We start from the raw sequence: 20,383 nt of genomic DNA, 5'->3' as shown, positions 1-20,383 counted from the left end.
CGGCCGGAGAGTGGTCCGCTTGGCCATTGGTGCCGAAGGGCGAAGCCGACGCAGCCGGCTGATCGCGCGAGCTTGCTGTGCCGGTGAGCGTTCCCTTGTGACCGCCCAGGAATTCACGCCGATTTCGTGTGAACGCAGCCAGGCTCCCACCACAAGAGAGTCGCTTCGATCTCCCGGATGTCAAAACGTTCGACGTTGGCGTTTAGAGGATCAAGGGATTCTTTACGAAGGCGGAGCCAGCCACTGCAGCACCGTCGCCGGCTCGGATTTTACGGCGCGGTCAGGCTCCGCGTAGTGCGCCTTTGTCGTCGACGTCGACGTGTGTCCGAGTACATCGGCCGCAGCCTGCAAACCCAGTTCGTTGGCGAGCAGCGTCGCCCCCGTTCGGCGGAAGGCGTGGGGGGGTGATCCCCCTGCCTTCGAGGCCAGCGTTCCGGAGAATCTGGCGGAATGTGCGCCGGACGTTGTGCGGCGCGAGTGGCTTGCCGTTCCGCGTGAAGAACAGCAGATGTTCTCCGTCCTCCGCCTCGATCAGTGCTAGACGTCGTCGTATCACCTCTGCCGCGAATTGCGGCACGGCGACGACCCTGTTCGACTCATGCGTTTTGGGATGCGCCTGACGAAGCACGCCGGCGCCACCTTGCACGACGAGCGTGCCGCGGATGTGCACCCAAGGCGGGTCGGCGGTCATATCTATGTCGCACTTTCGAAGCGCAAGCGCCTCGCCGATGCGCGTCGCCGTGCCGAGCATCACCTCGATCAGGTCCCGCACCTGCCCGTCGGGTTTGGGCCCCATCCTGCCCTCCGCTGTGCGCCAGTCGCGGGCCGCGAGGCGGATTGCTGCTACCTGATCCGGCGTGAGCGCTTTCGGGGTGTGCTGGGGCTTCTTCATCCGCGAGGTTTCCTTCACGGGATTGCGCGCGATGATTCCCCGCCGCACCGCAAACCCCAGCACCATGCTGAGGATCGTGCGGGAGTGCTTGGCTCGTGTGTACGAGATCGCGCGCTGCACCTTCAGGAAAAGCTCAATGCGGCCGACGGTCACCTCGCGAACCGTGAAGTGCTCGAAAAAGGGAAGCACGAGCCCGCGCAGCTCGTACTCGTAGACGGTTTTTGTACCGTTCGCGCGGTCGACGTCGAGCATCAGGTCCTCCAGCCAGGCCTCGGCCAGCATTCTGAACGGCGAGCCCGCGTTCACTGAGTCACCGACGTTACCGACGCGCATACGCGCGGCCAGCTCGACCTTGAGCGCGGTGTCCGCCGCGTTGCGACTCGAGCCGGTCGCGGTGACTTGCCTCGACTGACCGTCCCAGTCGCGGAAACGAGCCATCGCCCGGAAACGCCCTGCACCGACCTCGGTCGTCTTTATCGCGCCGAACGTATTGATGGGCAGTCGTGGCCGGCCGGCCATCAGCGCTCGCCCCCGCGGCCGCCCATGGACGGTACGGGCTCGTGAAGACCGTCCAGCCACCGAAGAACATCGGAGACGCGGTAGCGGATCTCCCGTCCGACTCGAATGCCGGATGGGCCGCGGCCATCGGTACGCAGGTCGTAGATCGCCTGCACGTGCACGCCGAGATACTTGGCGAGCTCGCTCGTCGTGAGTACGGGCTCCAAACCGAGCCCCGAGAGACTTGTAGCATCCATAACCCGTAGGTGCCCAAGGTCACACCAGGTGAATCGAACTGGGTCGCGTACCTTCTCTCCGAGCGCCCACACGGGGCGGGCGCCGCGGAATAAGCGTTGAATAAACGTTGAGTGAATCAAGTCTTGCCCCTTCGGTGAGGACAAGAAACCCTGGTCAGACAATTTTTTCTGTGCCCCCGGTAGGAATCGAACCTACGACAATCGGATTAGAAGGCCGGTGCTCTATCCACTGAGCTACGGGGGCGTTACCGCTCAAGGTTACCAACCCCTGCGTTGAACTCCCACCAGCCGATCGGCTGACCGGCCGTCAGCGCCCAGAGCTCAGGTCGGCGAGGTCGTCCATGATGGAATGACCGGGAACGGCGGGCACTGTCGCGCCGTTTTTTACCAAACCTGCGATTTCCCGGCCCAGTTGCTGGGTCGGGAATCCCATGGCCGGTCCGGCGGTCGACGGTAACTGGGCCAGCAGGTGCACGGCAGCAGCCTCGACCGCCCGGGCAGCGGCGCCGTCACCCAGGTGGGCGAGGCACATGGCCGTGGATAGTACTGCCCCGATCGGGTTGGCCCAGCCGCGCCCAGCAATGTCGGGCGCGGAGCCGTGAATTGCTTCGAACATGCTCGGTCCGGAGCCGTCGAGATTCAGGTTTACACTCGCGGCAACGCCCAGCCCCCCTGAATCAAGGCGCCCAGATCGGTGATGATGTCACCGAACAGGTTGTCGGACACGACCACGTTTAAGCGCTCCGGCGTCGTCGGCAGGTCGAAGCACATGGCGTCAACGTGCACGTCGTCCACGGGAACTGCGGAAAAGCGAGCGCTCAACTCGCCGACCGTGGACTGCCAGAGCGTGCCGGCCTCGACCAGGATGTTCTTTTCGTGGCACAGGGTCAGTGTGCCGCCCCGACGCTCGGCCAGTCGAAACGCGAATTCAACCACCCGCTCCACGCCCGTGCGGGTAGTGACCGATTCCTGCACGGTCACAGCGTGCGGCGTGCCGGCGTGCACCGTCGATCCACCCCCCCAGGTACGAACACTCGGTGTTATCCCGAACAATCACGAGGTCGCAACGTTCCGGGGAGAGTCCGGCAGTGGGCGTCGCCACGCCGGGATACAGCTTGACCGGTCGCAGGTTCACGGCCTGGTGAACGGTGCGTCGCATCTCCAGGATGAAGCCGCGTTCCAGAATGCCCGGTGCAACGGCGGGGTCGCCTATGGCGCCGAACAGAATCGCGTCGTGGCAGCGGAGCCGTTCCTGCAGTGCGGGCGTCCAGAGTTCGCCGGTGGCCAGGTAGTGCTGGGCACCGGCCGAAATCTCGGGGAGTTCGGTGCTGAAGCCGAACGCCGACTCCGCCGCAGCCAGCACCTCGATGGGGGCATCGATCACTTCGGGACCGATTCCGTCGCCGCGGATCACGGCCAGCCGGTGGACTCTCACGGTACTCGTCATGGCGCTCTCCCTGGTGGTCGGATGAGCGTCGCGGCAGGTCATTGACCTCACGATCGCCACTCGAGATTCTAGATAGGATACTGGTCAGACCAGTAAAAACAAGAGTATTTCATTCAGTGCCCAGGACAGAAAGCGGTCACCGTGGTTGCGTTCCCGATTCCTTACCCGGCCGGGCTTCCCGTCGGCGAGCGCTGGCTGGACTGCTCGGAGCAGCAGGAGATACTGTTTCCCTTCGACGGCTCCCCGTTGCGATGTCCCCGGTCGGCTCGGTGGCGCACGCCATACTCGCAGTGGATGCGGCCGCCTCGGTACGCGCGGACCTCGCCGGGCTGAGCACGGGCATCCGCCGTACCCTGCTCGTCGGCATCCACGATGCCCTCTTCGAGCGAACCGCCCAATTCGAACAGCTGCTGGTGCTGGAGACTGGCAAGCCGCTCGTCGACTGCCGCACCGAAGTCGCCCGCGCCCTCACGACCTGGTCGGCGAGCGCTGAGGAAGTCGCCCACCAGCACGGCGAAACCGTTCCGCTCGACCTGCAGTAATCCGGCGTGGGAATGATCGGGTATTGGACGCGGCGGCCAGCCGGAATCGTCGTCGGCATCACCGGCTTCAACTACCCCCTACTGCTGGCCAGCCACAAGCTCGCCCCCGCTCTTGCGGCGGGGTGCCCGATCATCATCAAGCCAGCACCGAACACTCCACTCACAACGCTGTGGGCGGTCGACCTGATTCGCGAGGTGCTGCGCGAACACGGAGTGTCGCCCTATACCGTTCAGCTCGTCACGGGAGACAACGCGGTCGGCGAGGCCCTGGTGCGCGATCCGCGCGTGGCCGTGGTCTCCTTCACCGGTTCCGCAGCCGTCGGACACCAGATTGCCCGCGACGCGGCACCGCGCAAGGTGGTGCTCGAACTCGGCGCCAATACCGCCCTGATCGTCGGAAGCGACGCCGACGTTGAATCGGCCGTCGACGCGGTGATTCGCGGCGCTTTCTATGCCAACGGCCAGGCCTGTATCTCGGTTCAGCGCATTCTGGTGCACGATGCGATTGCCGACGAATTCGAACACATGCTGCTCGCTCGCCTCCCCGAGGTGCTGGTCGGTGATCCCCGCCACGACAGCACCCGGGTGGCCCCTCTCATCACTGAGGCGTCGACGGCGCGCATCCTGGCGTGGATCACCGCCGCCCGGCCAGCGGGGCCCGAGTTCTCACCGGCGGCCATCTGGTCGACCGCAGCATCGCCCCGACCGTGCTGACGGATGTTCCACACGACGCCCTGGTCTGGTGCGAGGAAATCTTTGGACCGGTTGTCGTGTTGCAGCGCGTCTTAGACCTGGCTTCGGCGATCGAGCTGGTCAATCGATCGCGCTACGGCCTGCAGGCCGCAATCTTCTCGGGTTCCCTGCAACGAGCGTTTCGCTCCATCAACGAGCTGGATGTCGGCGGCGTCGTGGTCAACGAGATTCCCGGTTTTCGCTCCGACATCATGCCCTACGGCGGCGTCAAGCACTCCGGCAAGGGCCGGGAAGGGCCCCGGTTCGCCATCGAAGAGTTCACCGTGACCCGCATGGCTATGACCCGCCCGTAGCTGGCAGAGAAAGAAACATCGTGGACTATACCCAACTGTTCCAGTTTTCAAGTCGCCGTGTACTCGTGATCGGCGCCGGCAGCGGCATCGGCCGGGAGAGCGCCCTCGCCCTACACGCCCACGGCGCCACGGTCATCTGCGCCGACCGAGACGCGAACAGCGCTGCAGCCACCGCCGCTCAGCTCGGCGCCGGAGCCAGCTCGCTGCAGCTCGACGTACTCGACCCGGAAGCCGTGCGGGCCGCCGCCCGCGACCTCGATGATTTGGCCGCCCTCGTCTTCACCGCCGCCACTAACGTGAGCAAGCGCATCGCGGACTACACCCTCGACGAGTTCGATCGCGTCGTGAACCTCAACCTGCGGGCGGCCTTCGTGCTCATTCAGGCCTTTGCGCCAACCATGACGGCCAACGGCGGCGGCAGCATCATCGGCTTCGCCTCGATTCGCGCGGTCACGGTCGAACCCGGCCAGGGGGTCTACGCCGCGACCAAGGCCGGTCTGGTGCAGTTGCTGCGCACGGCCGCCGCCGAAAACGGGCCGGCCGGGGTTCGGGTGAACGCGATCTCCCCCGGCGTGGTGGAAACCCCGCTGACGGCCCAGATCAAGAACGACCCCGAGTGGTACAACGCCTACGCAGCCAAGAGTGCACTGGGCCGCTGGTCGACACCGAGCGAACTGGCCGGTGCCGTGGTCTACCTCGCCTCGGACGCGTCGCGGTTCGTCACCGGATCGGTGCTCACCGTCGACGGCGGCTGGACAGCCGTCGACGGCCGCTTCAACCCGCCAAACACCTAGCGCACGAGTCGGTTGGTGCCTCAGCCGATTCGGTCTGGTGCCAGTCGAGCCCGTCAGGGCGTCGTGCGGTCAGTGGGCCGGCTCGTGCACCGGTGAAAGGGCCAGACCGGTTCGGCCGCCGCCGGCCGCGTCTGCTCGTACCAGTGCGTGGCCCGCAGTACCGCCAGATCCTCGAAGCGGCGCCCGGCGATGTGCAGCCCGATAGGGCGCCCGTCGGCGGTGAACCCACAGTTCACCGAGCTGGCCGGCTGCTCAGAGAAGTTGTACGGCGCGGTGAACGCGATGTGATCGAGCGAGGTGGCCGCGTCATTGGTCGGCATCGGCCATTCCGCCGGAAACGCGGCGACCGGCGATACGGGTGAGAGGACCAGGTCGTAGGGTGCGGTGACCGCGACGGTCCTCGCGCGGAGGTCCTGGATGCTCTGATAGCAGCGCACCACCTCGGTACCCGACACCCCTGAACCGGCCAGTACCCAGTCCCGAATGAAGTCGAGCACCATCGCCTGCCGGGCCGGTTCGAGCTGCTCATAGTCGGCGAGGGAGCGCACCCGCAGAAACAGATCGAGATCGGCCAGGTATTTCTCCGTCATCAATGGAGCGATCTCTTCGACGATCGCGCCGGCCGCCTCGAAGAGTTGCACCGCCTGCAGAACGGATGCCGCGATCTCCGGATCGGTCACCATCCCGGCGCCGCCGGCCAGATGAAACCCCACGCGCAGTCCGACCACACCGGCTCCGGCGTAGTGCACGTCGGTCCAGTCCAGGTTCTGCTCTCCCAGGCTGGTGTAGTCGCGCAGATCTGGCCGGGTGAGCACACCCATGAGCAGGGCCGCGTCATCCACTGTTCTGGTGAGTGGCCCGGCCACTCGGCCCATGTAGGGCGGGTCGACGGCGATGCGGCCGAAACTCGGTTTGAGCGTAACGAGCCCGAGCCAGGTGGCCGGCAGCCGCAGGGACCCACCGATGTCGGAGCCGATGTGCAGCGGGCCGATTCCGGCGGCGGCAGCAGCGCCCGCCCCGGCGCTCGACCCGCCGACCGTCCACGCCGGGTTCCACGGGCTGCGGGTGATTCCGTGCAGGCTCGACACGCCGGAGGAGAGCATGCCATAGTCCGGCATGACCGTGACACCGAAGATGACGCCGCCAGCCTCCCGAATGCGGGCAGCGCTCGGCCCGTCGGTGGGCGCGACGGGCGCGTCGAATTTGGCGGCGGTGCCGGAGGGTTGGCCGAAGCCACGAACAGCCACGTTTTCCTTGATGCTGGTCGGCACGCCGTCGATCGTCCCAAGCGGAGTTCCGGCGGTCCAGCGGCGTTCGCTGGCTGCGGCCGCTTCGAGCGCTCCAATCCGGTCGAGGCCCCAGAAACAGTTCAGCTCGGGCTGCAGTTGCTCGGCCTTGTCGAGGACCGCGGCCGTTACATCCACCGGGGAGAGGTCACCACTGGCGTAGCGTGCAACGAGCTCCGTCGCCGGCAGGTATTCGATGGGCACGGTCTCGGTCATGGCGGCAAGTCCAATGGGTCGGGTGCGGTGGGGCGGGCGGCATCAGGCGGTGACGCGACGGGCCAGCTCGTCCAGTGACGGCGTCGCGCTGACCAGCTGGCGCGTATACGGGTGCAGGGGGTGGTCGTAGACGTTGTCGGTGGGTCCGCATTCGACAATGCGTCCGTCGGAGATGACGGCCACGGTGTCGCACAGGTGACGAATGACTCCGAGGTCATGGGAGACAAACACGAGCGTGAGCTGATATTCGTCGACCAGGTCGGCGAGCAGGTTCAGCACCTGTGCCCGCACCGACACGTCGAGGGCGCTGACCGCTTCGTCCGCCACCAGAACTCGCGGCCGGGTGATGAGCGCCCGCGCAATCGAGATGCGTTGCCGTTGGCCGCCGGAGAACTGGTGCGGATGCCGGTCCATCACGTCGGCGTCGAGCCCGACGGCGGCCAGCTGCGCTTCAACCCGGGCTCGGGCCTCGGCCCGACTGACGTAACGCAAGGGTTCGGCGACGATGTCGCGCACCGTCATGCGCGGGTCCAGTGACCCCATCGGGTCCTGAAACACGATCTGCACCTGACTGCGAAAATCACGCAATTGCCGTTCCGCGGCAATATCGATTCGTTGACCGAGTACGTCGATCGTGCCGGAACTCGGCTGGTCCAGGGCGCAGAGGATGCGCATGAGCGTGGATTTACCGGAACCGGATTCGCCCACGACGCCGAACCGTTGCCCCTCGGCCACATCGAAGGACACGTCGCGCAGGCCGTGCACGATCGGTGCTGGGGAGAACAGGTCGCCGCCGCGCCGACGGTACTGCCGGCTCAGGTCGCGCACGCGAATGACGGGTGCACCGGCCACCTCGTTAAAAATCACCGGCGGGCCGCCGGGTTCGAGCCGCTGGTGTGCGGCCCGGTGAGCCGGCAGCATCGGCGGCGGCGCATCCGCTTCGACCCGGCGGGGTGCCGCTGCGGCGGCGGGTACGAACGGGGTCGCGACGACGGGCATCGACACGGTGTGCAGCCGGCCACGGTCGTCGACCCAGGAGAGATCGGACGCCGCGATGAGGTTTTTGGTATACGGATGCTGCGGCGCGGTCAACACGCGTCCGACCGGTCCATCCTCGACAATGTTGCCCTGGTACATGACCAGCACCCGCTGGCATACCTCCGCGACCACCGCGATGTCGTGGGTGATCAACATGAGCGCGGTGCCGCGGTCGGCCACGAGGTTTCCGATCAGTTTTAGTACCCCGGCCTGCACGGTGACGTCGAGCGCCGTGGTCGGTTCGTCGCAGAGCAACAGCTGGGGGTCGTTGGCCATCGCCATGGCGAGCATGACACGCTGGCGTTGCCCGCCGGAGAGCTGGTGCGGAAACGCGAGGGCCGCCTCGGTGGGGTTGGGCAGTTTGACCTGCGCCAGCAGGTCGACGGCGCGTTCCCGGGCCTGGCGCCGACCCTTCTCGGTGCGGTGCACCATCATAATTTCGGCCACCTGGGCTCCGACCCGCATGAGCGGATTCAGGGCGGTCATCGGCTCTTGAAACACCATCGCCATGGTGCTGCCACGTAACTGATTCAGGCGACGCTCGGCCGCGGTGAGCAGATCGGTATCGAGACCGTTCAGGCGCACGGTGCCGGTGGCCCTGAGAGTTTCCGGCAGCAGCCCCATGACGGATATCGCGGTGAGCGACTTTCCCGAGCCTGATTCCCCGATCAGGCCAACGCGTTCGCCGGCCGCGATGTCGAAACTGATGCCGTGCAGCAGCTCGACGAAGGGCGAACCGACCCGCAGGTCTCGCACGCTGAGAGTCGATGTTGGTGTGATCGAGGTCATCGTTTCACCTGCATTTTGGGGTCGAAGCGATCGCGGAGGCCGTCACCGAGCAGGTTGAAGCCGAGCACCGCGATGGCAATGGCGATTCCCGGCCACACGATCAGCAGCGGCTCGATGAACAAGTAGCCCTGGGCATCCTGCAGCATGCGCCCCCAGGACGGTGTGGGTGGTGGCGTGCCGAGACCCAAGTATGAGAGGGCGGCCTCGGCCAGGACCGCGATGCCGAACGAGACCGAGGCCTGCACGATGAGCATGCCGCTGATGTTGGGCAGAATGTGCCGCACTCCGATGAACACGCCGCTCTTGCCCGAGGCGCGGGCCGCCTGCACGAATTCACGGCTCATGATCTGCATGGTTCCGCTGCGGGCGATGAGCGCGAATGCGGGTGCCGTTCCGATTCCGAGTGCCACCATCGCGGTGACCGTGCCGGCCCCGAAGATGGCGCCGAAGATGATCGCGAGCAGCAGGGCGGGAAAGGCGAGTGATATGTCGTTGCCGCGCATCATGAACTGGTCCCGTCGGCCCGGGTTCATGCCGGCGACGATGCCGAAGGGCACACCAAGCACGGCCGCGATGCCGACCGCGACGGTTCCCACGAGCAGCGAGATTTGGGCACCGCGCAGGATGGAACTGAACACGTCTCGCCCGAAGCTGTCGGTGCCCAGGAGGTGTTCCGAGCCGGGTGGCCGCAGGATGGAATCTGAGAAGACCCCCTCCGGGTCGAACAGCGTCCACCACAGCGAGACGACGGCAGCCAGCACGACGAGGCCGATGAGTACGAGGCCGGCCCCCAGCGTTGCCCTGCCATTCCCGCGGCTGGCCGCTCGGCGAGGCCGTGGCCCGGTCGCGGCGAGAGCCTGGGGATCGATAGCGCTCATGAGGCACTCCGAAGCCGGGGATCGATCAGCGTGAAGGCGAGATCGACGAGAAAGTTCAGCACCAGCACGAACACGACGAGCACGAGCACGATGCCCTGCACGGCGGGCAGGTCACGCAGGGCGACCTTGTCGAGCAGCAGGCTGCCGAGGCCGGGAATGCTGAACACCCGCTCGATCACGACGGCGCCGACCAGGAGGGTGGCGATCTGCAGACCGAGCACGGTCATCACCGGAACGGCAGCGTTCCGCAGTCCGTGCCGGAACAGCGCCCGTCCCGCGCCGAGGCCCTTGGCCCGGGCGGTGCGGATGAAGTCTTCCCGCATGACTTCCAGGACTGACGATCGCACGTAGCGGCTGAGTACGGCGCCCTGCACGCTGCCGAGGGCGATTGCGGGCAGGATGAGGTGCTCAAGGAATCCCCTGAAGTCGTCACCCGGGTCGACCCAGCCGCCCGCCGGGAGCCAGCGCAGCGTCACGGCGAAGACGGTGACGAGCAGCATACCGGCCAAAAAGCCGGGCACGGCAACACCGATCTGGCTGATGCCCGACAAAATCACGCCGTCGGGCTTTCGATGCCTGACCGCGGTCAGGATTCCGAACGGGATCGCGAAGAGCAGGGCCAGCACGACGCTGGTCAGCACGAGAATCACCGTGATGCCGAGGGCATCCGCTATGTCGGGGCCGATCGCCTGACGCGACACGGTGGAGGTACCGAAGTCACCGACGAGTACGTGCCCAAACCAGTCCAGATAGCGCACGACCGCGGGTCGGTCGAGTCCCATGGCCGTGGCCTGCTCGGCAACATCCGCTTCAGTGGCCTGAACCCCCAGGGCGATGCGTGCAGCGTTGCCGGGCAGGATCGACAGCATCAGGAATGTCACGATCGAGGCCACGACGACCGTGGTGGCGAACACGCCGATGCGTCGTAGAACCACAAGCGCCATAACGGGACTTTCCTCTGACTGATTTACGGTTGGTACGACGCTCGACACTGGCGCGCCAACCGCTTGAACAACAACAACCGTACGCGCGCCGGCTCCGACTTCCCTATCGTTCGATGGTCGACAGATCCAGCGCGAGGCTCGGGGTGTTCTTGGGAACGCCGAGCAGGTCGGCGTCGGCAAGGGAGATGGCCGGCTGAAGGTAGAGCCAATCGGCGGCGGCTTCATCGGCCATGGTGGTCGTGGCCTCCTTCATCAGTTCGATGTAAGCGGTCGGGTCGGCGGCATCCGCTTCAGCGAACGTCGCCATCACCTCGGGAGAGTCGTAACCCGCGTAGTAGGTGGGCGCGGCGAAAGCCGTCACGTCGCGCGGCTCGCTGTGCATGATGAGCGACATGTCGTAGTCGTGGTTGGAGAAGACCTCATCGAGCCAGACAGCTGGAAATTCGAGGGCCGTCACGTTGGCGGTGATGCCCACCTTGGATAACTGGTCCTTGACGACCTGAGCGCCGGCCACGGCGGAGGGAAGGTTGGGTATTTTGAACGACACGGTCCGGTCGCTGACGCCGGCCGCGTCGAGAAGCTCGGTGGCCTTGTCGGGGTCGTGCGGGTAGAGATCGGCCAGGCTGGCGTCGTACCAGGGGTCGGTCGGCGCCACCATGGAGCCGATCAGCAGACCGTAGCCGCTGTTCGCCGTGTCCATCACGGCCTGACGGTCGATCGCGTACATGACGGCCTGCCGCACACGAACGTCGCTGAACGCATCGCTGGCGTTGTTCATCGACAAGGTGACCTCACCGGTGCTGGCGCCCTCCAGCACCTGGAAGTCGGCGTTGGACTTGAACTGGTCGACAAGCTGGAACTGCGAGATACCCGAGATGAGGTTGATATCGCCGCTGAGCAGGGCGTTGGTCTGCGCGGTCGCATCGGTGAAGTAGCGCAGCGTCACATCCGTCATATACGGGGCCTCGCCCCAGTAGTCGGCGTTGGCTGAGAGAACGAGGCTTTCTCCGGTTTTGAAGGAGCTGACCGTATACGGTCCGGTACCGACCGCAGCGGTGGCGAGGTCGGCGATACCGGATTCGGTGAACATGGTGCCGACCGGACCGCTCATGTTGAACAGCCAGCTGTTGCTCGGCTTCGACAGGGTAATGCGAGCCTCGGTGTCACTGACGGCCTCGATAGCGGCAATCGGGTCGAGGTAGGCGGGACCGTTGGCGGTCCAGTTATCCTTGACACGTTCGAGACTGAACTTGACGCTGTCGGCGGTGAACGGTGACCCGTCGGAGAAGGTCACGCCCGCGTTGAGTTGAAAGTCGTAGACCAGCCCGTCGTCGCTGACCGTCCACGACTTGGCGAGCAGGGGAATGACCGTGCCGTCGTTGTCGAGTTTCACCAGCCCCTCGTAGACGTTGTAGAGGAGCGCCTGCGGGATCGCGGCACCGGCGGTCGTGGTGTAGTCGAGGTTGCCGGGAGTAGCCAGCAGGCCCACGGTCAACGAGGTGTCGGGTTCTCCCTCGACGTTTGTTGACCCGGTGGAACAGCCGACCAGGGCCATGGATGCAACCATGACCGTGGCGAAGCTGGCGATCATTCTTCGCCGGGTGCGTGCCCTCATAGGAACGTGCCCCTCTGGTTCGGCTGGCCCGACGAAGATCGGCCAGAAATGCTGTCAGAAAGTGTGTGAGAAATACTGCGGAAATGTACTGTCCACACCGATGAAATATATGGTCAGACCAGTACACTCTGTACCAATGTCAGCTTTACATGCAGATCTCAGATCGTCAAGATCGACCCCGATATTGACACTGGGTCGCAACCTCGAGGAAGTGCAGATGACCCACAAAGCCGCATTTACCGCCGTCAAAACCGTGAAAGCCTACGAACGCGTCGTCGAGCAGATCGAAGGCGCCATCAGCACGCGGGAACTGCGCCCCGGCGATCGTCTGCCGAGCGAGCGCGAACTGATGCTGACTTTCGAGGTGAGCCGGTCGACCATTCGTGAGGCCTTGCGCGTTCTCGAGAGCACCGGACTGGTACGCTCGCGCCCTGGAGATCCGCGCGGACCCGAAGTTCTGCAAGCCTCGCCGGCCATCCTGACCAAAACCGTCAACCGTCTCGTGCGCCTGGAAACCATCGCCCTGGAAGAGCTTGTGGAGTTTCGCATCATGTTGGAGGGCGCCGCCTGCACCCTGGCCGCGCAGCACCGCACCGAGGACCAGCTGCAGACGATGCGTGCCGCCGTTGACGCGATGCAGGCTGAAGTGAAGCACGGACCGATCGCGTTTAGCCGAGCGGATGTCGCCTTTCACGTGAGTGTGTGGGAGGCCAGCCACAATCAACTCATTCAGATCTGCGGCGAGGCGGCCCGCGGCGCCCTCATCGACATGGTCGCCGAGGAACTCGATCGTGCGCCCAACTCCCAGGCCAAGATGGAACTGTCTCTGGCCCACGATCGCGAGATCCTGGGCGCGATCTCGGCGGGCGACGGACCAACCGCCGGACGGTTGGCCCGGTCCTTCGTCATCGAGTACTACGGCGACATCATGTCGCTGAAGAACCGGGCTGCGCTGGGTGCCGCTGACGACGTGGCTCTGTCGTAAACCCCGGTTCAGAGCGCTTTGGCGGCGGCGACGAGCACCTGCGTTAAAGTGGGAACGCCGGCCGCACGAAACACTTCGGTGCCGGCACCGTTGGTAATGATGACCGTTGGGGTGTTGCGGATGAGCAGCGCCTCGGCCTGCTCGGGTTCGCCGGCAACGTCGATTTCGCGCACCGTCGCGCCGGGGACTAACCGTTTCGCCTCGGAGAGGACCGCTCGCGTCTGCATGCACGGTTCGCAGAATGCCGAAGAATACAGTGTGAATTCCATCAAAGCCTCACAGGTCGTGCGTTGAAAATGGTCTCCCTCAAGTTTACAGGCCGTGTGGGAGGCCACCGGTAGACTCAACGTATGACGAACAGCACGACTGGTACAGCACCGACGACCGCCCCCACGATCTCCGCGACGTCGAAGAGTCCCGACCGCCTGGTCTGGATCGACTGCGAAATGACCGGGCTCGACCTGGACCGCGACGAGCTCGTCGAGATCGCTGTCGTCATCACCGACTACGATCTCAATGTGCTCGATCCCGGCCTGGACATCATCATTAAGCCCAACGACTCGGCCCTCGAGAATATGGGCGAATTCGTACGCAATATGCACACGTCCTCGGGTCTGATCACCGAGATCCCGAACGGCGTCAGCGCCGCCGAGGCAGAGTTTCAGGCTCTCGAATACGTACTGAAGTTCATTCCAGCCGAGCAGAAAGCCCCGCTCGCCGGCAACTCCATTGGCACCGATCGTGCCTTCCTCACCCGCTACATGCCGCGCCTCGACAACCAGCTGCACTACCGCAACGTCGACGTGTCATCGATCAAAGAGCTCGCCCGACGCTGGTACCCACGGGTATACTTCAACGCTCCGGCCAAAGACGGTGGACACCGTGCCCTGGCCGACATTCTCGAGTCGATCCGCGAGCTCGCGTACTACCGACAGACCGTCTTCGTGGCGGACCCCGGGCCGACCAGCGACGAAGCCAAGTCGCACGCCGCGGAAGTCGTGCACTTATTCACCTCCGAGGTGTAATAGGATTGCCAAGTTGCCCCGCATTGTAGACGCGGGGATGCATGGTGGGTATAGCTCAGTTGGCAGAGCGCCTGGTTGTGGTCCAGGAGGTCGCGGGTTCAATCCCCGTTACTCACCCCAATGACAGTCCGCGTGTCCGGCTCCGGCCGCCGTCGGGTCGTCGAGAGTAGGCCGCGATGTTAGACCTGGACGCATCCGAATTTGAGCGACTCGTCGTGGGCGAGCTGGATCTGCTGCCCGATGACATGGTCGACGGGCTCGACAATGTGATCTTCGTGGTCGAAGACCGTCCCGACGACGGCACCCTCGATATTCTGGGCCTGTATGACGGCGTCGCACTCACCGAGCGCGGTCAATACGGCTTTGGCGAGATGCCCGATCGCATTGTGCTGTATCGGGAGCCGCTACTGGCCATCTGTACTAGTCTCGACGACCTGCACGATGAAATTCACATCACCCTGGTTCATGAAATCGCCCATTTCTACGGCATTGATGACGACAGGCTGCACGAACTCGGCTGGAGCTGACCTCGAGCGGTCTAGCCTTGGAGCATGAGTTCCTTCCGTCCCGGCCGTTTCGTCGGCATCCTGGTCGGAACCGTGGTGATTCTCGGAATCGGCGTGTACGGCCCCGCGACATTGCTGGGGCCCCTGCCTGCCGTCACCACCACGACGGTCACTCCCGCCGCGAGTGCCGCCGCACCCACTCCCCCGGCGCTCTCGGCACATGGCGCGAGCGCCATCGCCGTACTCGCTGTCACGACGAGCGATGCTTCCGGCACGACCTCAAACGGCACGACCGGCTCGTCTTCAGCCAGCACGGATTCAACCAGCACCGCGGTTCCGGCGCCGATCGCGGTGGCTGGCACCGCCGAGGCGCTGCCGATGGCATCCATTGCCAAGGTCGTGACCGCACTCGTTGTCCTCGATGCGAAACCAATTGTGGCGGGCGAGACCGGCCCGATTGTCACCCTCACTGCGGCCGATTTTCAGAGCTATCTCGACTATGACAAGGTCGGTGCCCGCTCGGTTGCGGTCTTTGCCGACGAGCAGTGGACTGAGCTGGAGCTGTTGCAGGCGCTATTGCTCGGGTCGAGCAACAATCACGCCGACAGTGTGGCCCGTTGGGCGTTTGGCTCGGTCGACGCCTACGTTGTCGCCGCCAACGCCTGGCTGGCCGACAACGGGCTGACCGGCACCGCTGTCGTTGACGCCACCGGGCTCCACGATGCGAGCGCCGGCACTGCAACGGACCTGGCTCACCTCGCGGGCCTCGCCGCGACCAACCCGGTCGTGTCTGCGATGCTGAGCAGTCCCGCATCCGCTTTGGCAGACCGTCGTGGCGTCGAGAACACCACCTCGTATCTGCCGGAGGAAGGCGTCACGGGCATTTCGCGCAGTTACACGGATGCCGCCGGTATCTGTTTTCTGTTCACCGCGGAGGTCAGTGACGGCGCCTCGAGCTTCACGTTCTCTGGCGCCTTTATCGGTGAACCGACCTACGACGCGCTCACGGCCGACCTGACCGCCCTCATGGCAAGCGCGCGGGCCGGGGTCGGCCCGCTTCCGGTGCTCGCTGCCGGCGATGCCTACGCGACCTTTAAATCAGCGTGGGGTGATGAGGCTACGGCCGTTGTCGGAGTGTCGCGCACTCGTTATGGTTGGCAGGCCGCCGCCCCGGAGGCCGCGACGGTGACACTGAAGAGTTTCACCACGGCCCGCAAGGGCGCAAACGTCGGCCAGGTGCAGCTCACCGTCACTGGCGAGAAGCTCTCGGCCGCACTGAAACTTGACGGGGGCATCGCCGACCCTGGCCCGGGCTGGCGACTGTTGCATCCGATTGTCATGATCACAGCCCTGTTCAGGCAGTAACTCCGACTACAGCGGCTCGACCTCGGTGTCGATCGGGTCGCTCTCACCCTGGTCGAAGGCGTAGCGCACGCGGCGTTGCCCGTTCATGTCTCGTTGGTCTACCTCGTCGTACCAGAAGACTGATTCCAGACCGGCGACGGCCGCCACCATACTAATGCGGGGCGCGTGTTTTCCGCCCACGAGCACCCGGGAATCGATCTGACCCTCCAGGGGTCCGTCAATGAACTCGGCAATATATGTCTCGTTTGCCGAGTCGGCCCCGGTCTGGTCTGCACTTGTCATGCCAACAAACCTAGTCCTCTCCCACGCCTTTTCACGGCAGGTGCGGAACGCAATAGGGCCGCGGCACATTGACGAACCCGCGCTGACGGGCCACGATGGCTCCGTCTGCGGGCAGTATCCCGGCTGCCGCGATGTCGGCAAACAAATTGGAGATCACTGATGCTCTCGCACTTCTCAGTACCCGCAGGAGCGTCTCGCCCACCACGGCTGCGATCGCTCGTCGTTGCTGCGAGCACCGCCGCACTCGTCGTCGCGTCTCTCGCTGGCACTGCTGGCGTGGCCTCGGCTGCGCCTCCGCCGAGCAGCGCGCACAGCGCTGTGACGTCCAACCCTGATTTCACGGCCAACACCGGTTTTGTGCGGCAGCTGTCCACCAGGTCCGGTGACTCGGCCCAGCGCCAGATTCCCGTCGGGCCGACGACTACGAAGATTGAAATCTCGGTGGCACAGATGCCCCCCGCGAACGTCACCTGCAGTTTCCGTGCAGACGGAAGCTCACTCGCCCGACGCACCTGGACACCGGCACAGTGGTCAGCATCCGGAACACGCTCCCTCACGTTTGCGGCCGGATCAGTGAGCATGTCTTCTGGGGCACCCTACTACTTGGTCTGCAACTCTGGCTCGGTCGAGTCGACGTATGGGCGTGCGGAATGGTCGTTCACGGCGACAGCCGGTGCCCCCCCGACTGTTCGGGTGAGCAACGCCGACCGGACGCTCGTGGCCGCGACCGTCACTCGTCTCTACGATGCTGATGAAAGTGCGGGGACCACCGTGCAGGCTGGACTGCGCTTTCGTGTGATCGGTGCGCCGGGAACGTGGCCGGTTCCGAGCGGGTCAGAAACCGTTGTCTCCTTCGTCAGTCTCACCAGCAGCGATCTGCGCGCCGATTCCGCGTTCGTCGGCTCGGCGACGGTATCGTCGAACGGTTCGTCACTGAGCTTCGTCATTCCGACCGACCTCGGCGCGCTGTTCTACGACGGTGAAGATGTGCTGGTCCGGGTGTCGGCCGACCGAACCTCGCCAGGCTCGTTAACGACTCCCGAGCGCACCATCGCGTCCGAGTGGCGCACGACGGTCAAGATCACGTCGACCGGCGTGAACACGACGACGCGCGTGAACCTCAGCAGCAGCGTCGCGCTGTCGACCCAGCGGGTCAGGGCCACGGCCACCGTGGTCACCACGGTTCCCATTGCGCCAGAAGTCCCATTGGCCGAAGTCACGTTCAAGGTCGATGGTCGAGCGGTCGGCACCAAGTCGTTCGTGATCGGGGGTACCAAACCCTCTATCCTGCTACCCCTACTCGCCCCTGGTCCACATCGAGTGACCGCAGAATACTCCGGTGGTTTCAACTCGAAACCCTCTACCAGCCCGGCCGTCACGCTGGTCGTCAAGTAAGCGCCGGATCGGCCCCCAGGTGAATGGTTGTCCACTGTCTGGGGGTCTCCCGCACGACATAGGCCTTCCACTGCTCCTGCCATTCGTCCCAGTGCGGTCGATACATTTCGCCGTCCCGGTCGAGGGCACGACGTTTACGCAGCGTGTCGTCGGCGTCGATCCAGACGCTCACATCACTCATGGCCTCATGGGCGGAAGCCAGCGCGCCGCAGCCTTCCACGATGAGCGGACCCTCCGGCTCGACCCGGTTCCACTCGGCCGACTCGCGTTCGTCTCACTGACTCCAGAACCGGATCTGGCTTCTTGGTATTTATTGCGCCATAGTGGGGCCACCGAGCTCTTCCGTGCTCGCCATCGATCGGCGTGTGATGCAACGACGCAACATGATCTTTGTCTTGTCCACAGCTGTTGCGGTCGCGCTGACTGTCGAGTGCGGCCGAGGCCTGTAGGCCGGGTAACGGATGACCGTCACGGAGATCATAGCCAGCCTCGGCCCCCTTATCCTATTCGTCCTCATCGTATTTCTTGGCGTCGACTTATCGAAGCAATTTCCTAAGAAAAAGGGGCGCAGACCGGAACGGTGGCGAGTGCTCTTGCTGGTGTGCTTGGTTGTCGCGACGGTGCCTGTACTTGCAAGTCTTATGGGCTAGGGATCTTGCATCGTGAGTCTCAGAAGAATGCCGGGCCAACGCAGCAGTTCCGGCACATTCCAGAACTTTCCACTGGAACTGATTGGTGAGAACGTGGGTGGCCCCAGCCGGGCCTTCACCCGCACCCCGGATGGGCAAGCCCTCAGCACCCGGCTCAGCGGCGGGTCCCGATACTATTACACCCAGGACAGCCTCGGCTCGGTCGTGGGCGTGTTCGACAGAACCGGCGTGTATCTCGGCGGCTACTCCGACAGCCCCTACGGAGAAACCCGAGCCGTCAGCACCGGAAGCGCCCTGACCACCAACCATCTCCGCTACATCAGCGGCTACGACGACACCGGATCAGGACTCTACAAACTCGGAGCCCGCTACTACGACCCCAGCATCGGCCGATTCACCCAATACGACCCCTCCGGACAAGAAACCAACCCCTACGCCTACGCCGGCTGCTACCCCATCAACGCCAAAGATCCGTCCGGGCTAGCCTGCGCTGACAATGCTCTGGCCGCGGGGCCGTCTTTGGGAACATCGCGTATGTAGCGGGTGGTATGGGACTCGTTGCCGGAGGGGTCGCTACCGCCTTTACGGGAGGTGCCAGTCTCGCGGCCGGAATCTTCGGAGCAGCAGGGGTAGTGGCTTTAGCCGCGGGGGCGCCTGCGCTACTGATCAGCAACCTATGCCCCTAGGGGCAGGAGAAGGTGAAGCATGCCTCGGAGGCAACTGTTCTTCTATTTCATTGCCCTCGGTGGTGTCGTCTTTGCAGTTTTCATTTCATCCCTCCTGCGCAGGATTCGCGGGTTTCAGCAGCCGGGGGCCGACTGGTCACTCGTGCTCGGGGCTGCGGTGGTCTTACTGGCTGCGGTGATAATCATCCGAAACCGACCGTCAAAGTGGTGACAATTTATTCGGGACTGATAGCAAATTTGATGAGCGCGATCTCCTACTCCTCACACGGTGAAGCCCGATCCACCGGCACCGACCACCTACTCACCGCCGCCAGATGCGAACCCATGAATGCGTCGGACAGTAGGGGGGATAGCGCGTGGCCCTAAACCGAACTTTGTAGGAGGATGAGGATGATTTGGAAGATCTTGTCCGTCGCGGTGTCTGCGGCCATGTCACTCTTGGGCCTATTTATCGGCATCACATCATCGGACGCTGGAAACATCCGCTACGGTTACGTCATCGCGATCATCGGGGGTATTAGTACTCTGCTCTATTCGGTTCAACTTGTCCAGGCCCGGAGAAGGGCAAAGAATAATACTCCAAAGGCCTGATGGCGACGGCGACGCGGTCAGCACACGATTCGCGGGCGGGTCGAAGTACTACTACGCGCTCGACTTCTACGATGGGACGTGCTCATGAATCTGGGACTTTCAAGTATTGGATTTGTAGTGATGCTTGCGGGAACCGTGATGTTTTTGATTGGACAGAGACATCGAAGACGCGAGACAAATCTTAATGTTCTGAGCGCATTTGGAATTATCCTGTTTGTATTAGGGATAGCAACTCTCCAGTTAGGGTTTATCGGACGAAAGTGATTCGGCCGGGACACGCTGGTATAACCCAGCCACGGGGAGGTTGGCCCCAACAAGACTTGGCTGCCACGGGGATTACGGACAGCGCTGGTGCAATTGACGCGTGCTCTGGAAGTAGTGGCATTCGTGGGACTCGCGACCCTCTTTCTTACGGAGATCGCAATGACCACGACAATCGGCCGAGAATGACGCTCTAGATTTTTCAATCCGATTCTGATTGTGGGTTTGAGTAGCGCCTTAGCGGTGGTATTTTAGATTTTCAGCTGCTGCGTCAATAAAAAATGCCGTCTAATGAAACAGGAAAATGTATGGATCTGGATTATCAGTATTGCTTTGTTCATACTGGTCGCCGCCGCTGGATTCTTGGGCAAGAATTTGGTCCTAGGAATATTGGC

General features: G+C 63.9%; 18 protein-coding genes, 2 tRNA genes and 3 pseudogenes. 9 read left to right on the top strand and 14 right to left on the bottom strand.

Going from position 1 to position 20,383, the window contains the following annotated elements:
- Positions 1 to 222: 222 nt before the first annotated feature.
- From IWX77_RS17390 to IWX77_RS16905, 6 genes and pseudogenes are all read right to left on the bottom strand, one after another.
- The gene (locus IWX77_RS17390; RefSeq protein ID WP_442784415.1) at positions 223 to 429 is read right to left on the bottom strand and encodes a hypothetical protein; all 207 of its coding nucleotides are present in this window, start codon (positions 427 to 429) and stop codon (positions 223 to 225) included.
- Between the two features lie 70 nt (positions 430 to 499).
- A pseudogene (locus tag IWX77_RS17385) lies at positions 500 to 796 on the bottom strand (tyrosine-type recombinase/integrase); the annotation flags it as partial.
- 614 nt (positions 797 to 1,410) lie between these two features.
- Complete coding sequence (locus IWX77_RS01580; RefSeq protein WP_196842737.1) at positions 1,411 to 1,647, bottom strand: helix-turn-helix domain-containing protein; 237 nt, start codon at positions 1,645 to 1,647, stop codon at positions 1,411 to 1,413.
- Between the two features lie 171 nt (positions 1,648 to 1,818).
- Positions 1,819 to 1,891 (bottom strand) — tRNA-Arg (locus tag IWX77_RS01575).
- Positions 1,892 to 1,954: 63 nt separating this feature from the next.
- Positions 1,955 to 2,583 (bottom strand): annotated as a pseudogene (locus IWX77_RS16910) (isocitrate/isopropylmalate family dehydrogenase).
- A complete protein-coding gene (locus IWX77_RS16905; RefSeq protein WP_327012044.1) occupies positions 2,576 to 3,094 on the bottom strand; it encodes an isocitrate/isopropylmalate family dehydrogenase in 519 nt (172 codons plus the stop codon). The pseudogene IWX77_RS16910 and the gene IWX77_RS16905 overlap by 8 nt, the downstream one beginning before the upstream one ends.
- 251 nt (positions 3,095 to 3,345) lie before the next feature.
- Between IWX77_RS16905 and IWX77_RS01565 the strand changes: the two are divergent.
- Both IWX77_RS01565 and IWX77_RS01560 read left to right on the top strand, forming a co-directional pair.
- Positions 3,346 to 4,682, top strand: a pseudogene (locus IWX77_RS01565) (aldehyde dehydrogenase family protein).
- A gap of 20 nt (positions 4,683 to 4,702) precedes the next feature.
- Positions 4,703 to 5,476: an SDR family NAD(P)-dependent oxidoreductase gene (locus tag IWX77_RS01560; RefSeq protein ID WP_196842736.1), complete on the top strand. Its 774-nt coding sequence runs from the start codon at positions 4,703 to 4,705 to the stop codon at positions 5,474 to 5,476.
- Between the two features lie 53 nt (positions 5,477 to 5,529).
- Here the strand turns inward: IWX77_RS01560 and IWX77_RS01555 are convergent, their stop codons facing one another.
- The 5 genes from IWX77_RS01555 to IWX77_RS01535 all read right to left on the bottom strand — a co-directional run bounded on the left by IWX77_RS01555 (position 5,530) and on the right by IWX77_RS01535 (position 12,242).
- A complete protein-coding gene (locus IWX77_RS01555; protein ID WP_196842735.1) occupies positions 5,530 to 6,978 on the bottom strand; it encodes an amidase in 1,449 nt (482 codons plus the stop codon).
- A 42-nt stretch (positions 6,979 to 7,020) separates the two neighbouring features.
- On the bottom strand, positions 7,021 to 8,805 hold the full coding sequence (locus IWX77_RS01550; RefSeq protein WP_196842734.1) for a dipeptide ABC transporter ATP-binding protein: 1,785 nt from the start codon (positions 8,803 to 8,805) through the stop codon (positions 7,021 to 7,023).
- On the bottom strand, positions 8,802 to 9,683 hold the full coding sequence (locus tag IWX77_RS01545) for an ABC transporter permease (protein ID WP_196842733.1): 882 nt from the start codon (positions 9,681 to 9,683) through the stop codon (positions 8,802 to 8,804). The genes IWX77_RS01550 and IWX77_RS01545 overlap by 4 nt, the downstream gene beginning before the upstream one ends.
- Complete coding sequence (locus IWX77_RS01540; protein ID WP_196842732.1) at positions 9,680 to 10,627, bottom strand: ABC transporter permease; 948 nt, start codon at positions 10,625 to 10,627, stop codon at positions 9,680 to 9,682. The genes IWX77_RS01545 and IWX77_RS01540 overlap by 4 nt, the downstream gene beginning before the upstream one ends.
- Positions 10,628 to 10,730: 103 nt before the next feature.
- Positions 10,731 to 12,242 (bottom strand): ABC transporter substrate-binding protein, encoded by a 1,512-nt coding sequence (locus IWX77_RS01535; RefSeq protein WP_196842731.1) that lies wholly within the window; start codon positions 12,240 to 12,242, stop codon positions 10,731 to 10,733.
- Between the two features lie 217 nt (positions 12,243 to 12,459).
- On the opposite strand from IWX77_RS01535, the gene IWX77_RS01530 reads away from it, so the two are divergent.
- Positions 12,460 to 13,227, top strand: a complete 768-nt coding sequence (locus IWX77_RS01530) for a FadR/GntR family transcriptional regulator (RefSeq protein ID WP_196842730.1) — start codon at positions 12,460 to 12,462, stop codon at positions 13,225 to 13,227.
- Positions 13,228 to 13,235: 8 nt separating this feature from the next.
- Here the strand turns inward: IWX77_RS01530 and IWX77_RS01525 are convergent, their stop codons facing one another.
- Positions 13,236 to 13,496, bottom strand: a complete 261-nt coding sequence (locus IWX77_RS01525; RefSeq protein WP_196842729.1) for a thioredoxin family protein — start codon at positions 13,494 to 13,496, stop codon at positions 13,236 to 13,238.
- 81 nt (positions 13,497 to 13,577) lie between these two features.
- Between IWX77_RS01525 and orn the strand changes: the two genes are divergently transcribed.
- The 4 genes from orn (at position 13,578) to IWX77_RS01505 (ending at position 16,123) form a co-directional block, all read left to right on the top strand.
- Positions 13,578 to 14,252 (top strand): oligoribonuclease, encoded by a 675-nt coding sequence (gene orn, locus IWX77_RS01520; RefSeq protein ID WP_196842728.1) that lies wholly within the window; start codon positions 13,578 to 13,580, stop codon positions 14,250 to 14,252.
- A 44-nt stretch (positions 14,253 to 14,296) separates the two neighbouring features.
- Positions 14,297 to 14,372: transfer RNA gene (locus IWX77_RS01515), tRNA-His, on the top strand.
- 56 nt (positions 14,373 to 14,428) lie between these two features.
- On the top strand, positions 14,429 to 14,779 hold the full coding sequence (locus IWX77_RS01510) for a metallopeptidase family protein (protein ID WP_196842727.1): 351 nt from the start codon (positions 14,429 to 14,431) through the stop codon (positions 14,777 to 14,779).
- A gap of 24 nt (positions 14,780 to 14,803) precedes the next feature.
- Positions 14,804 to 16,123 carry a hypothetical protein gene (locus IWX77_RS01505; RefSeq protein ID WP_196842726.1) on the top strand — a complete coding sequence of 440 codons (1,320 nt, stop codon included), beginning with the start codon at positions 14,804 to 14,806 and terminating at the stop codon, positions 16,121 to 16,123.
- 6 nt (positions 16,124 to 16,129) lie between these two features.
- Here IWX77_RS01505 and IWX77_RS01500 read toward each other — a convergent pair whose 3' ends face one another.
- Complete coding sequence (locus IWX77_RS01500) at positions 16,130 to 16,405, bottom strand: hypothetical protein (protein WP_196842725.1); 276 nt, start codon at positions 16,403 to 16,405, stop codon at positions 16,130 to 16,132.
- 693 nt (positions 16,406 to 17,098) lie between these two features.
- On the opposite strand from IWX77_RS01500, the gene IWX77_RS01495 reads away from it, so the two are divergent.
- Positions 17,099 to 17,800, top strand: coding sequence for an Ig-like domain-containing protein (locus tag IWX77_RS01495; RefSeq protein WP_196842724.1), 702 nt, complete (start codon positions 17,099 to 17,101; stop codon positions 17,798 to 17,800).
- On the opposite strand, the gene IWX77_RS01490 is transcribed toward IWX77_RS01495, so the two are convergent.
- Complete coding sequence (locus tag IWX77_RS01490; protein ID WP_196842723.1) at positions 17,793 to 17,981, bottom strand: hypothetical protein; 189 nt, start codon at positions 17,979 to 17,981, stop codon at positions 17,793 to 17,795. The two genes, IWX77_RS01495 and IWX77_RS01490, sit on opposite strands and share 8 nt — an antisense overlap.
- Before the next feature lie 481 nt (positions 17,982 to 18,462).
- Between IWX77_RS01490 and IWX77_RS01485 the strand changes: the two genes are divergently transcribed.
- Positions 18,463 to 18,990, top strand: coding sequence for an RHS repeat-associated core domain-containing protein (locus tag IWX77_RS01485; RefSeq protein ID WP_196842722.1), 528 nt, complete (start codon positions 18,463 to 18,465; stop codon positions 18,988 to 18,990).
- The last annotated feature ends 1,393 nt before the right edge of the window (positions 18,991 to 20,383 follow it).

Source organism: Cryobacterium sp. CAN_C2 (assembly GCF_015751745.1).
Classification (GTDB): domain Bacteria; phylum Actinomycetota; class Actinomycetes; order Actinomycetales; family Microbacteriaceae; genus Cryobacterium.
Note: the sequence above shows the minus strand (reverse complement) of the source record. Positions and strands in the feature narration are given on the sequence as shown.

What these genes read in the sequence shown, in the direction of transcription:
- IWX77_RS01535 (WP_196842731.1), bottom strand. Translation starts at nt 12,242, where the DNA reads ATGAGGGCACGCACCCGGCGAAGAATGATCGCCAGCTTCGCCACGGTC.
- IWX77_RS01505 (WP_196842726.1), top strand. Translation starts at nt 14,804, where the DNA reads ATGAGTTCCTTCCGTCCCGGCCGTTTCGTCGGCATCCTGGTCGGAACC.
- IWX77_RS01500 (WP_196842725.1), bottom strand. Translation starts at nt 16,405, where the DNA reads ATGACAAGTGCAGACCAGACCGGGGCCGACTCGGCAAACGAGACATAT.
- orn (WP_196842728.1), top strand. Translation starts at nt 13,578, where the DNA reads ATGACGAACAGCACGACTGGTACAGCACCGACGACCGCCCCCACGATC.
- IWX77_RS01555 (WP_196842735.1), bottom strand. Translation starts at nt 6,978, where the DNA reads ATGACCGAGACCGTGCCCATCGAATACCTGCCGGCGACGGAGCTCGTT.
- IWX77_RS01580 (WP_196842737.1), bottom strand. Translation starts at nt 1,647, where the DNA reads ATGGATGCTACAAGTCTCTCGGGGCTCGGTTTGGAGCCCGTACTCACG.
- IWX77_RS01545 (WP_196842733.1), bottom strand. Translation starts at nt 9,683, where the DNA reads ATGAGCGCTATCGATCCCCAGGCTCTCGCCGCGACCGGGCCACGGCCT.
- IWX77_RS01530 (WP_196842730.1), top strand. Translation starts at nt 12,460, where the DNA reads ATGACCCACAAAGCCGCATTTACCGCCGTCAAAACCGTGAAAGCCTAC.
- IWX77_RS01550 (WP_196842734.1), bottom strand. Translation starts at nt 8,805, where the DNA reads ATGACCTCGATCACACCAACATCGACTCTCAGCGTGCGAGACCTGCGG.
- IWX77_RS01510 (WP_196842727.1), top strand. Translation starts at nt 14,429, where the DNA reads ATGTTAGACCTGGACGCATCCGAATTTGAGCGACTCGTCGTGGGCGAG.
- IWX77_RS16905 (WP_327012044.1), bottom strand. Translation starts at nt 3,094, where the DNA reads ATGACGAGTACCGTGAGAGTCCACCGGCTGGCCGTGATCCGCGGCGAC.
- IWX77_RS01490 (WP_196842723.1), bottom strand. Translation starts at nt 17,981, where the DNA reads ATGAGTGATGTGAGCGTCTGGATCGACGCCGACGACACGCTGCGTAAA.
- IWX77_RS01525 (WP_196842729.1), bottom strand. Translation starts at nt 13,496, where the DNA reads ATGGAATTCACACTGTATTCTTCGGCATTCTGCGAACCGTGCATGCAG.
- IWX77_RS01540 (WP_196842732.1), bottom strand. Translation starts at nt 10,627, where the DNA reads ATGGCGCTTGTGGTTCTACGACGCATCGGCGTGTTCGCCACCACGGTC.